Origin of the sequence: Pannonibacter phragmitetus, assembly GCF_050510895.1 — a bacterium.
GTDB lineage: Bacteria > Pseudomonadota > Alphaproteobacteria > Rhizobiales > Stappiaceae > Pannonibacter > Pannonibacter phragmitetus_B.
Window position 1 is genome coordinate 2,877,507 of the sequence record NZ_JBNINT010000001.1, and the last position, 12,821, is coordinate 2,890,327.

General features: G+C 61.4%; 9 protein-coding genes and 1 pseudogene. 4 read left to right on the forward strand and 6 right to left on the reverse strand.

Annotated features, from left to right (window positions below; all coding sequences use genetic code 11):
* Positions 1–3 precede the first annotated feature (3 nt).
* Positions 4–669, reverse strand: coding sequence for a response regulator (locus ACQB61_RS13685; protein WP_430513066.1), 666 nt, complete (start codon positions 667–669; stop codon positions 4–6).
* A 387-nt stretch (positions 670–1,056) separates the two neighbouring features.
* Between ACQB61_RS13685 and ACQB61_RS13690 the strand changes: the two genes are divergently transcribed.
* Genes ACQB61_RS13690 through ACQB61_RS13700 form a run of 3 tightly spaced genes read left to right on the forward strand, consistent with a single transcriptional unit; the run spans position 1,057 to position 2,965 of the window.
* Entirely contained in the window at positions 1,057–2,046 is a 990-nt protein-coding gene (locus ACQB61_RS13690; protein WP_430513067.1) for an alpha/beta hydrolase, read from the forward strand.
* A 50-nt stretch (positions 2,047–2,096) separates the two neighbouring features.
* Positions 2,097–2,681: a hypothetical protein gene (locus ACQB61_RS13695; RefSeq protein WP_430513068.1), complete on the forward strand. Its 585-nt coding sequence runs from the start codon at positions 2,097–2,099 to the stop codon at positions 2,679–2,681.
* A 47-nt stretch (positions 2,682–2,728) separates the two neighbouring features.
* Positions 2,729–2,965 (forward strand): hypothetical protein, encoded by a 237-nt coding sequence (locus tag ACQB61_RS13700; protein WP_430513069.1) that lies wholly within the window; start codon positions 2,729–2,731, stop codon positions 2,963–2,965.
* 78 nt (positions 2,966–3,043) lie between these two features.
* Here ACQB61_RS13700 and ACQB61_RS13705 read toward each other — a convergent pair whose 3' ends face one another.
* From ACQB61_RS13705 to ACQB61_RS13725, 5 genes and pseudogenes are all read right to left on the reverse strand, one after another.
* The gene (locus tag ACQB61_RS13705; RefSeq protein ID WP_430513070.1) at positions 3,044–3,796 is read right to left on the reverse strand and encodes a hypothetical protein; all 753 of its coding nucleotides are present in this window, start codon (positions 3,794–3,796) and stop codon (positions 3,044–3,046) included.
* Positions 3,797–3,959: 163 nt separating this feature from the next.
* Positions 3,960–4,571 (reverse strand): 2-hydroxychromene-2-carboxylate isomerase, encoded by a 612-nt coding sequence (locus ACQB61_RS13710; protein WP_430513071.1) that lies wholly within the window; start codon positions 4,569–4,571, stop codon positions 3,960–3,962.
* 66 nt (positions 4,572–4,637) lie between these two features.
* Positions 4,638–6,283, reverse strand: a pseudogene (locus ACQB61_RS13715) (cisplatin damage response ATP-dependent DNA ligase).
* A 128-nt stretch (positions 6,284–6,411) separates the two neighbouring features.
* Positions 6,412–8,091, reverse strand: a complete 1,680-nt coding sequence (locus ACQB61_RS13720) for a methyl-accepting chemotaxis protein (protein ID WP_430513072.1) — start codon at positions 8,089–8,091, stop codon at positions 6,412–6,414.
* Positions 8,092–8,385: 294 nt separating this feature from the next.
* Positions 8,386–10,359, reverse strand: a complete 1,974-nt coding sequence (locus ACQB61_RS13725; protein ID WP_430513073.1) for a methyl-accepting chemotaxis protein — start codon at positions 10,357–10,359, stop codon at positions 8,386–8,388.
* Between the two features lie 404 nt (positions 10,360–10,763).
* Here ACQB61_RS13725 and ACQB61_RS13730 point away from each other — a divergent pair, with 404 nt between their 5' ends.
* Complete coding sequence (locus tag ACQB61_RS13730) at positions 10,764–12,812, forward strand: DEAD/DEAH box helicase (RefSeq protein ID WP_430513074.1); 2,049 nt, start codon at positions 10,764–10,766, stop codon at positions 12,810–12,812.
* Positions 12,813–12,821: the final 9 nt, after the last annotated feature.

Below are 12,821 nucleotides of genomic sequence, written 5' to 3' on the forward strand. Positions count from 1 at the left end.
ACCTTAGCCCGCGTCAGATGCCTGCCAGCTTCCTGCCTCGATCTTGGAGGCTGCGATGACCGCTTGCGTTCGGCTTTCGACGCCCAGTTTCTGCAAGATGGCAGACACATGCGCCTTTACCGTCGCCTCGGAGACGGACAACTCATAGGCGATCTGCTTGTTCAGAAGACCTTCCGACAGCATCATGAGAACGCGAACCTGCTGGGGCGTCAGACTTGCCAGCCGGCGCGCTGCATCGGAATCCTTGTCAGCGATGGTGAGGTCGATTTCTGGCGGGGTCCAAAGCGAACCAGCCATCACCTGCTCAATCGCATTGCGGATGACTTCGATGCCATGAGACTTGGGAATGAAGCCCGATGCCCCAAAACCGATGGCCCGGCGGATGGCCTGAGGTTCTTCATTGGCTGAAACAATCACCACCGGAACCGAGGGGTGCTGCGCGCGCAGAAACATCAGGCCCGAGAAGCCGCGCATGCCAGGCATGGACAGGTCCAGCAGCACCAGATCCGCTCCGCCAGCATCCTCCAGGCGGGCGGTCACATCCTCAAGTGTACCGGCTTCATCGATGACCGATCCGGGATAGAGCAAATCAAGTGCCTGCCGCAGTGCGCCGCGAAACAAAGGATGATCATCCGCAATGATGAAATGGTAACCGTTGCTGTCTGCCAATGCTTTCCCCCGATGTTCCAAACCGGCTTTTTCTGCCGGAAGCAAAGCTGCCGCACGTCTCCCCCGCAGCATTTCATTTTCCGGCTGCGCGCATTGCGGTGCATTCACATGTGATCCGCACGACGCTTAAACGCCAGCCTGACCCGTCCATACAGCGGGACAGACCAAACCATCTTGGCCGGTAGCCTCCACCTTCACAGTGCACATCACCTTGCATCAGATCAAGCCTTGCCCGAAATCTCACGCAAGTGAGGCGGGAGAAACGGCGGCGCACCTTATGCAAGCACCCTCTCCGCCCCCTCCATGGCGCAACGTGGCTGAAGCCGATTGGCAGGCACGGTCTGACACCTTAGCCTTGCACCAGCCGCTGAAACCGGAGAGCCCTTGATGCTGAACCTTCACCATTCCCTTTTCCTGCCCGAAGCGGTGAGCGAAGAGACACGTTCCTTCAACGAGGCTCTGGCCGCACGGCTGGCTGCCGAGCCGGACCAGTGGAGCTTCCCGCCGCAGGTGGTCCGCGAACGGCGGGAGCAAGGCATAGGCCCCTTTCCAGCCCCTGTCCGCAGCCCGCGTGCGCAGGATATCTGGATCGAGGGTCCTGCCCGTAACGGCGCGGCGGGCAAGCTTCGCCTGCGGCTTTTCCGGCCGCAGACAGGCCAGGCCGCAGGCGCCTTCCTGCATATTCACGGTGGAGGCTGGACGTTCGGCGGGGCGGCTCTGCAGGATTTGCGTTTGGCCGAGATGGCTGACAGGACCGGACTTCTGGTTGCTTCCGTGGACTACCGGCTTGCTCCGGAACACCCCTACCCTGCCGCGCCGGATGATTGCGAAGCTGCAGCCCTCTGGCTCATCGGGCCGGCCGCGCAGGAATTCGGGCTGTCACGGTTCTCCATCGGCGGGGACAGCGCTGGCGCCAATCTGGCCGCCGTCACCTTGCTGCGCCTGCGGGACAGGCACGGCCTGACCCCTTTCAGTGCCGCCGTTTTCATCGCCGGCTGCTTCGATCTGAGCCTGACACCGAGTGCCAGATCCTGGGGAACAGAGAAGCTGGTCTTGAATACACGCGATATCGAGATGTTTGTCCGCATGTATCTGCAGAACGGGGAAGACCCGAAGTCCGCCGATATTTCCCCTCTCACGGCAGACCTGAGCGGCATGCCTCCCGCTTACTTCGTGGTGGGCACCAGTGACCCGCTGCTCGACGATACGTTGTTTCAGGCATCTCGATGGATATCGGCCGGGAACTCCGCCACGCTGGACGTCTTTCCCGGTGGATGCCATGTTTTCCAGAGCTTTCCTCTCGAAATAGCGACCAATAGCAAATCTCTTATTGATAATTTCCTTAGCGTAATTATGAATAGATCTGTGATTACCTGAAAGTAAGTTACATATTTTGCGGCCACAGCGATCACCAGGTCAAACAAACGATGCTGACAGAAGAAACCCTGTTCTCCTATGTGAACCAAAGCGACTGCACGGAACGGGGTGTTTTGAGCGAACATGGGTGCGTCCAGCGGCTCGATGAGGCCGACAGACAGTTCCGCCTCATCTGCGCGCTGAGTGAATCTCTGGTCGGCGCCCGCCGCGTGCGGCATATCCGGTTCCATGCTCCGGCCCCCTGTGGGACGCTGCTGGTGGTTTCCTCTCTCGTCTGCTTCGATGGCCCGCACATTCTGACAATCGTTCACCAAATGAAGAATGTCGTGACAGGAGCTGTTCTGGCCACAGCGATCGATGGCTATACCCCGCCAGCCGGAGCCGCCCGCACGTTCCGCAGCAAGTTCAAGGACGTGGTGCAGGCCATGCCGGAAGAGGCGGCGCCCCGCGCCTTGCCCCTTCTCCACTGGTCAACAAGGCGACGCTGGAAAGCATTGTTGAAGGCGGCGGATCGGTCATTTACCGGGGTACTGTACTCCCAAGGCATCTTGGGGCAGACAACAAGGCAGATGACGGCTTTGTTGCGCAGTGCATCGGGGAAGCACTGCCGCATGTCTGGCAGCAGACGCCCCTGAACCTAACCTGGCAACAGGAAACCGGACACGATCGCCAGCTTTTCGAGATGAAGCTGACCTGGATCAGCCCGCTCAAGGCAGGCGAGAGCTTCGTGATAGCTGTCAGTTTGACTGGCACTCAGGCAAACATGCTGGGCGCTCGCTTCTTCGTATTTGAGAGCCGCGCCAGCCGTCTATGCGCCATCACCGACACCGCATTTGGTCCTGTCAGCAAGGAGACCGGCGCGCCTGCGGGCCTGCCAACGGGCACTCAGGAGGCGCTGTCACGTTTGAGGACAGACTGACCAGAAGTGACGGCCTGCCCCGCTAGAGCCCGTGAAGCCGTCATGACCTGCCCGACATAACCTGCAACGGGCGGTCGCCTACTGGCCCGTCTCTCTTTGCAGATCCCGCATCAGACCGAAGAACCGCCGCATGGCCTGCTCTGTGAAGGAGAGCATTTCGTCGAGCTGTTCTTCATCCTTTTGCGACAGTTCCGGCCCCGGACGGATGTTGCCGCGAGGGGTTTCTGCCAAGGGGCTGCCTGAAGTGACGCTGTCTGTTTCGCCTTTGAGAGCCGCAATTTCTTGCCTCAGGGCTGCGTTTTCCTGCCGCAGCTCATCTATTTCACCCAGATAAGCTGCTTCTGCATCCGGTGAAGGCATACAGCGCCACACGCTGTTCACCGGTTTGCAGAAGGCGATCGTGCCAGCCACCCGGTCCAGCCGCAGGTAGCTGCCATCTACTTTCACCAGGGCATAACGCTGCGGATCAGCGACAGGGGCCTCAGCGGGTGTGGTCTCCTGCGCGGGACTTTCCAGCTGCTCCGCCACCTGAACTGGCGCTGTTGCAGGCCGGCTCAGCGGCACTCTCACTGGGGAGCCCGCTTGGGATCCGCCCGCAGCGTTGCTCGCGGTCTTGCTTGCGCGAACAGCGGTTCCCGGCTTGGGCTTGGTTTTAGCCTGGGTCTGTCTCTGGCCCTGGACTTTTGCCTTTGAGGAAGGCCCCGATAGCATGGTCTTGGCCGGAGCGCCCTGACCTGCCACTTGCCCTTCCGCAAGGCTGGCCTGCGGCGCGGCGCTTCTTGCCTCTGCTCCTTGTCCATGCACGAAGCCGGACAGGGTCAGAAAGGTCACGGCAAGCATCCCTGCACGCAGCCGCGCAGATGATGCCAGTTGCGGATCAGCCATCGCCCTTGCCTCCATTCGCCGTAAACTCGCCCATGAAAGCCACATGTTAACGGGGAGTGTGTCAAAAGCACGCCACTGCCCCGGTTCTACCCAGGAAGCTTGTTCTGCCTCACACTGGCTTGAAGGCGTCACGTCCCGAGACAAGCGCATCTTCCAGCAGCTCCAACCTGTCCTGCCCCCAGAACGGCTCACCTCTCAGCACGTAACAGGGCGAGCCGATGACGCCCAGCTCGATGGCGCGGCGCTGGTTCTCCTGATAGGCCTCCTTTATGGCCGCGCTGGCAGCTGCTGCAAGCAAGGCATCAGCATCAAGACCCATCTCACGCATCAGCCCGGCCAGAACCGCTTCGTCGGCGATGTTCAGATCGTCCACCCAGATGGCCCGGAACAGCCGCGCCGAACAGGCCGCCACCGGACCACCCGCTTCGGCAACGGCGATGGCGCAGCAATCAGCCAAGGAGGGATCGGCGGGAAAGAAAGCTGGCTTCAGCGTCAGCGGCACACCACGCTTTTCGCGCCAGCGCTGCAGCTCCACAAAACGGTAGGCTTGGCGCACCGGATGGCGCTTGGCCAGCGGCAGACCGCCCGAGACCTCGAAGACCCCTGCCAGATTGACCGGCCGGAACCGGACCTCCTGCCCATGAGCTGCCGCCAGATCAACGAAGGCCTGATGGCCGAGATAGGCCCAAGGGGAAACGTGGGTGTAGAAATAGTCGATCACAAGCAGTCCTCCCGTCGATCCGGCTGTCCCGGCCGGGTCGAACCTTGCAGGTTTCGCGCCGGATACTCAAGCCACACTGACAGGCGCTGACAACATGGCTTCCAGAGTCTCGATCCGGTCGGCCTCATGCGGCGGCTTGTCCCAGCGCAAGCGGGCGATACGGGGAAAGCGCATGGCCAGGCCGGATTTGTGCCGGCCAGAGCGGTTCAAACCCTCAAACGCCACCTCCAGCACCAGCCCGAGTTCCTGTGTATGAGCCACCTCCCGCACCGGGCCAAAGCGGTTGACGGTGTGATTGCGGACGAAGCGGTCGATTTCCAGCAGCTCTTCATCGGTAAAGCCAGAATAGGCTTTGCCCACCGGAACAAGCTCCTCTCCCCGCCAGACCCCAAAGGTATAATCCGAATAATAAGACGAGCGCTTTCCGTGACCGCGCTGCGCATACATCAGCACCGCATCTACCGTGAAGGGATCGCGTTTCCACTTGAACCATTCCCCGCGTGGACGCCCTGCAAGATAAGGCGACAGCCGCCGCTTCAGCATCAACCCTTCCACGGCGGCTGCGCCGCTTTCTGCAGATGCGTGGAAGGCTCTTCCCGCCAGCGTGCCAGCTCCTCCCAGCTGACGAATGGCACCAGCGGCGAGAGATCAATACGCGGCGGATTTTCCCGGAGCAGGAAAGCCTCAAGCCGCGTCCGCCTTTCCTCGAACGGCAAGGCGCGCAGGTCTTCCCCGTTTTCCGCCAGAAGATCATAAGCCCTTATCGCTGCGGGCAGCTGCTGCATCAGCTTTGGCCCTGCCGTCTTCCGGTTCAGCCGTTTCTGCAATTCGGAAAACGGCTGCACCGCGCCATCGCGCAGAATCAGCAGCTCCCCATCGATACAGCCCTCAAAGGTCAGGCTCTCAAGCACATCAGGAAAGGCTGCGGAAATGTCATCGCCGGAGCGGGAGTAAAGCCGGGCAACATGCTTGCCCGCCGCATCGCGCCCGGCGGCCGCCTGCACGCGGATGCCGTCCCATTTCCATTCCGCCAGAAACTCAGCCGGATTCAGCGCCTCCATGTCGCGTGTCTCATCCAGCGGGTGGGCCAGCATCGGCGGGCGGAAGGGCGCAGGATCCCGCGCCTCGGGCTTGCCGCCCTGCCCCTCCACCCAGGCAAGAAGCGCCGTATAAGGCGGTTTCTGTGCGTTCCAGACCTCTTCAATCTCGTCCACGCCGACAGGTCCAAGTCGCGCCAGAGCGGTCTTGGCGAGACGAGCAGACACGCCCACGCGCAGACCGCCAGTGACAAGCTTCAAAAGTGCCCAGCGGCCGGTTTCGTCCAGCAGATCCAGCCATCCGGCGATCAACTGCGGCACCTCGCTGCGGCCCGCACCCGATAGCCGCTGCACCACCACGGCCAGCCCCGGTTCTTCGACGCCTGCATCTGCCGCTTGACCTGGCGCAGGCCACATCAGCGCTACGGTTTCGGAGAGATCGCCGACAAAATCATAGGAAAGCGCGAAAAGCACCGGGTCCGTCCGCTCGCCTGCCAGCGCCCGCAATACCGCAGGCTTGGCATGGCGAAACTCAAGCGTGCCTGTCAGTGCAGCAAGGGCATAGCCACGGTCCGGATCTGACGTGCGGCGGAAATAATCCACCAGCAGCGCCTCTTTGGCGTTGCGGGAGCTTTCAAAGGCAAGACGGTCCAGAAGGCGGGAAAGGGCGCGCATACCGGGATGATAACGCGCCGGGCCATCAAGTCCATGCACGGAAAGCCGAAATACAAAGGCCGCTCCCTCTCCTGACCTGCGGCGGAGAGGGAGCGGCCTTGAGATTTTCAAGCCCGATTGTCTGACGCTCAGGCGGCAGCTGCGTTCCGGTTGATCCCTTCCAGGAAGTCCGAAACTTCATCACGCAGGTTCTGCGCTTCCTGTTCGAGCTGGCCGGCCGCATCACTCACAGACCCGGCCATCTGGCTGGTCTGCGTGGCTGCTGCCGAGACCTCGGAAATCGTCGCCGAAACCTGCTGCGTGCCGCTGGCAGCCTGCTGGATGTTGGCGGCAATATCGTTTGTCGCTGCCCCCTGCTGCTCCACCGAAGCGGCGATGCTCGAGCTGATTTCGTTGATCCGGCCAACAGTGGTGGTGATGGCCGCAATCGCGCCAACGGCTTGCGACGTCTCACCCTGGATGCTGGCGATTTGGGCCGAGATCTCCTCAGTCGCACGCGATGTCTGGGTGGCAAGGTCCTTGACCTCCGCCGCAACCACCGCAAAACCCCGGCCAGCCTCTCCGGCGCGGGCAGCCTCAATGGTGGCATTGAGGGCCAGAAGATTGGTCTGTTCGGCGATGGCCTGGATCAGCGAGACCACTTCCCCGATCTTGGCAGCTGCCGCAGAGAGACCCTGAATGCGTTCATTGGTCTGCTCTGCCTGATCGGCAGCGTGCGCGGCAATCTCATTGGCCGAGGCGACCTGACGGGCAATTTCAGACACGGAAGCTGCAAGCTCTTCGGAGGCGGCTGCCACGGTCTCCGTATTGGCCGACGCCTGACGCGAGGCGGCAGCCACGGTTTCACTTTGCTCAGATGTCTTCAGCGCAGAGCCGCCAAGTGCCCCCGAGGTCTGTTTCAGGCTGTCAACGGAACGGCCGATCACGTCAAGCAGAGCGCCAATCTTGCCGCTGAAGCCAGTGCACAGCAGCTGAATGTTGCCTGCCCGCTCCGCATCCTGTTGCTGGCGTCTCACGACATCAAGTTCAAGTTCGCGGCGCTCGCGCTCGTTGCGGACGAAAGTCTCCATGGCCGCGGCCATGTCTCCCAGCTCGTCTCCCCGTCCTGCGCCTTCGATGGCCACCTGTGTGTTGCCAGCCGCAAGCTGCTTCATGCCTTCTGTGAGTGCGCGCAAGGGCCGCACAACGTTGCGAATGGAAATCACGGCAACGCCCGTAACAGCCAAGCCGCCAGCAAGCAGAACGCCGATCAGCTCGAATGTGCTGGACCAGAACTCGGCCTGCACGTCATCCAGATAGACAGCAGACGCAATCACCCAGCCCCAGGGCGCAAAGGCTTCGGACCAGCCGGCCTTCGGCACAAATTTGGTGGTGACGCCGTTCAGCGTCCGGTCACCGGAATAGTACTGAACGCCGCCGCCCTTCTGCGCATTGGCAATGAATGTCCGGGTAATCTCGGAGGTCGAAGGCTCTCCGCCCTCCTTGTCCTTCGAGTTGCTGACAACGCGAACGCCGGTGTTGTCGAAAGCGAAGACACGCGCACCACCTTCGAAGATCATCGAGCGGATTGCATCACGTGTCAGAGTCTGCGCCTCGTCCCTCGTCAGCTCACCTGCCTTTTCACGGGCATGGTTCTCCTCTGCGATAGAACGGCCAACCTCAACCAATGCCCGCACTTTGGCAATACGCTCGCGCTCAAGCGTATCTGCAAGCTGCAGCTGATTGTAGATACCCAAAAACACAACAAAGATAGCGAAACAACCGATTGGCAGCCAGATCTTCAGACCAATCTTCAAGCGATTCAGCATGACATCCTCAACGATGCAAAATTTTCCCCTGTTATCCTTGCCATTGTTAAATACGGGTAAAATAAACCAGCCAAATGAACTACCAACAGAAAAACTACGATATTTGCCTGGTACAGATCATCACTCTCCAACGCCTCATGTCATAAATAACAATTCCAGGAAGCCCCACTGACAATCATTCCACGCCTTCTGTTTCAAACCCCGATGGGGGTGCCAGATGCGGGGGCACAAAACGGAAAGGACGCCGGAGGTTGTCCTCCAGCGTCCTTCCTGTCCAAAACCCTGCGGTGAAGATTACCCGGCCATCTGGCGGCGCAAGGCCGCGCGGCGGGCTTCCACATCCTGAACCATATCCGCAAGGAAGGCATCGACCGCCTTGGAGAGGTTCTCGGAGACGGACTTCACATCACGGGACAGACTGTCGACCGTCTCGGCCTCGCTGCGGGTATCCTGTGCAGTTTGGGTCACGTTGGCGACGCTGGCCGCCACCTGATCCGAGCCATCTGCGGCGATGGTGATGCTCTGCGTGATCTCACGCGTTGCTGCGCTCTGTTCACCAACTGCATTCTTGATGGCCGTCGTCATCTCCATCACGGATGCAATGGAGCCCGTGATGCGCTGAATCGAGGTGACTGCCTTACCAGTCATCCCCTGCACGGAAGTGATCTGTGCCGCGATTTCTTCCGTCGCACGGGCCGTCTGGTTGGACAGCTCCTTCACTTCAGCCGCGACAACCGCAAAGCCCTTCCCAGCCTCTCCGGCTCTTGCAGCCTCAATCGTGGCATTGAGGGCCAGAAGATTGGTCTGCTCGGCAATGGCACGGATCATTTCGACGACGACGCCGATCTTGTCCGTGGCCTCCGCCAGGCTCGACACATGCACATCGGTCTCGCGGGCCACTTCGGTTGCAGCAGTGATGGCTGCAGAGGAGCGGTCGGACTGATTGAGAATTTCCGAGATGGCGCTGGACAGCTCTTCTGCTGCCGCAGCCACCGTCTGGACGCTGCGCGAGGAGCTCGCAGAGGCCGCTCTTGCCTGATCGGCGGCCGCAAAGGCCTGACCGGACACTTCCGTCACCCGCTGCGCGCTGCCGGCCATCGCTTCCGTCTTTTCGGCCACGGCCTGCATGCTTGCATCGATCATGCTGCGGAAACGGTCGATAATAGCCTCGACCTGCGACTGGCGACCGCCTTCGAGAGAACGCTCCTGCTCCATTTCCTTTTCCAGCGCCTGACGGCGGCGGGCATTGTCCTGAAAGACAGTACCGGCTCGGGCCAGATCACCGATCTCGTCGCTCCGTTCCAGCAACGGCATGGTGAAGTCCGTCTCGTCCTGCGCCACCCGGCCCAGAGCCGCACGGATCTGCCGCAGATTGGTCAGGATCGCACGCAGATTGAGAAGGCTGATGATCACCGTCACCGCGATGGCAGCGGCGGACATGAGCCCGGCCACCAGCGCACGGGAATACGCTTCCCCTTCCATGGCTGCCACCGTCTCGTTGGCAGCATTGAGCAAGTCGAGCGTTTCCTTGCGGATCATGTCGAGCCGGGCTGTCGCTGCATCAAACCACTGCTGGCCTGTCACGCCCTGACCATTGTCTGTCTGCGGCAGTGCCTGAAGAATCTTGCGCCAGTCCTTGACCTGTTGGATGACGCTTCCCGTCATTATCCGGTCGAGTGCCGCAGCCTGCTCGGGCGTGGCCAGCATGTGATAGCTCTGAAGATAGGCTTCGCCAGCAGCCACCCGGTCAACAAAGGACAGGAACACCGCATAGTCGGTGGCCTCGCCTTTGGCGGCTGCCGTAAACAGGCGCGCACCGATGGCACGTTCGAGCCCGCCAGCCTCTTTTGCCTGAATGAGTGATGTGAACGGCAGAAGCTCCGCCGCCAGACGCGGCTCACCCGTGTCAAGGGCGATGGCGGAAATCGCGCCCATCAGCCCGGTGATCAGCCCGGTGTAGGTCTTGAGATTGTCGGCGCCATTGACCGAACGGGCATCGACGGCTGCCCGGTGATTGGCAACGGCCCGGGGCAAATCAACAATATCCTTCAGTTCGGCAGGGCCATTGCTGCCCGCACTGTAAAAGCTGGCCAAAAATACCTGCAAAGCCTGAAGATCTGCATCGGCTGCACTGCGCTGGCGCACGACAATGTCACGCGCGGCCTGATCAAAGCCGGATGCAATGAGCACCGCGGTCTGCCCGCGCTCTTTCTGAAGCTCATCAACCACAGCCTCAATAAGACCGGAAACCTCAACGAGTGGCTTCATCTCCTGCATTTTACGGAGAGAAGAAACCTCTGCTGACAGGTAAACACCAGCATAAATGACAACTGAAAGCAGAGGAATTATTGCCATCATTGCGATCTGAAGACGTATATTACGCATCGAAATTCCCCGTCTATAATTCCGAAACAAAAACCCTCTAACACGCCACCTAATTACATTGGGTTAATGACACGCTAATCTGAATTTTCAGAATGCTTGTTTCAGGCGATTTAGGTATTTGGCCTTACATCCGACCCATGGTTCGGCCGTATCACCAAACTGCAGTACACCAGAGGATTGCCACAGCCAGTGGACGGCAAGGCTATTTTGCCGTATAGGGGTTCCAACATGACGGGCATGCCGGACACATGAAGGCTGCTCCGCCTCCTTTTTCACGAAAGACACACATGATCGAGACGCACGCCGTTGCACCGGCGCTGGCCGCCGCTTTGGCAAAACGGGGCTATTCCAGCCTCACCCCGGTTCAGGAAACGATCCTGACCGACGCTCCCGCCGACGCAGACCTTCTGGTTTCCGCCCAGACCGGCTCCGGCAAGACTGTTGCCTTCGGCCTCGCCCTTGCTCCGACGCTGCTTGGAGAAGATGAACACCTCGGCCAAGCCGGAGCGCCTGTGGCCCTCGCCATCGCTCCGACCCGCGAACTGGCCCTGCAGGTAAAGGCTGAACTGACCTGGCTTTATGAGCTGGCTGGTGCCCACACTGCTTCATGCGTTGGTGGTATGGATCCGCGCGCAGAGCGCCGGGCCCTTGAGCGCGGTGCTCACATTGTCGTCGGCACGCCAGGCCGTCTGCGCGACCACATCGAGCGCGGCGCCCTCGACCTTTCCGGCATCCGCGCCGTGGTTCTCGACGAAGCCGACGAAATGCTGGACCTCGGCTTCCGCGAGGATCTGGAGTTCATTCTGGACGCTGCCCCGGAAGACCGCCGCACGCTGATGTTCTCGGCCACTGTGCCGAAGCCAATTGCTGATCTCGCTCAGCGCTTCCAGCGCAATGCCGTGCGCCTGACGACGATCAGCCCGCGTGAGCAGCACATCGACATCGACTATCTCGCCATGCCGGTGGTGCCGAATGAGCGCGAGAACGCGGTCATCAACATTCTGCGTTTCCACGAGGCTCAGAAGGCCATCGTCTTCTGCGCCACCCGTGAAGCGGTGAACCGGCTGACCTCCCGTCTTGCCAACCGGGGTTTCTCGGTCGTGGCCCTTTCGGGTGAGCTGAGCCAGGCAGAGCGCAGCCATGCGCTGCAGGCCATGCGCGATGGCCGGGCCCGCGTTTGCGTCGCCACTGACGTGGCCGCACGCGGCATCGATCTGCCAAACCTTGATCTTGTGATCCATGCCGACCTGCCGACCGGCAAGGCCGCCCTGCTGCACCGCTCTGGCCGTACGGGCCGCGCCGGGCGCAAGGGCTCCAGCGTGCTGATCGTCCCCTATCCGCGCCGCCGCGCCGCCGAACGGCTGTTGCAGATGGCTGGCGTGAAGGCAGAATGGCGCGAAGCTCCGTCTGCCAATGCGATCCGCGCACAGGACAAGGCACGTCTTCTTGCAGATCCGGTACTGAACGAACCGGCGGAAGAAGAAGATCTGGAGACGGCCCGCGAGCTTCTGGCCGTGCATGATGCAGAGCGGATCGCTGCTGCATTCGTGCGCCTTTACCAGCTGCGCCTGCCGCCTCCGGAAGAGCTGACCGAGGACAGCTACGAAGCCCGTGGCCCGCGTGAGCGTGGTGACAGGGGCGACAGAGGCGACAGGGGCCCGCGCGATGACTTCGGCGGCGGCAAGAGCTTCGAAGTCCGCAACAAGTTCGAAGACGGCATCTGGTTCCGCCTGTCACTCGGCCACAAGCACCGCGCCGACCCGCGCTGGCTGTTGCCGATGATCTGCCGCGCCGGTCACGTGACGAAGAAGGAAGTGGGTGCCATCAAGATCGGCAACACCGAAACCCTCTTCGAGATCGTCGGCAACCACGCAGAGAAATACGCTGATGTGATCCGCCGCGACGGCTCTGGCGAGCGCGGTGTTGTGATCGAGCCTGCCGATATGCGCGGCGGCTCCGCACCGTCCTTCGGTGGTGGCAATGAAGACGGCCCGAGCCGCTATGAGCGCGCCCGTGAGCGCAACACCGGCCGTGGCGGCTTCGGCGGCGGGGCTCCTGCCGGCCGTGGTGGCCCGGCTCCGCGCCGCCGCCGTTTCGAGGACGACGAGCCGCGCCCGACGCATCCGGCCTTTGCTCCGATGGACGAAGCCCCGCTGGACCGTGGCCCGAAGCGCGGCAAGCGCGGCCATGACGGTGGCGGCTTCGGCGGCGCACCAGCCGGTGAAGGCTTCGCCCCGCGCAAGGGCAAGCCTGCCTTCAAGGATGGCGCTCCGAAGAAGGCCGCCCACCGCAAAGGTGATGGCGTGAAGAAGAAGTCGAAGAAACAGGACGGCTGAAGCAGGCCG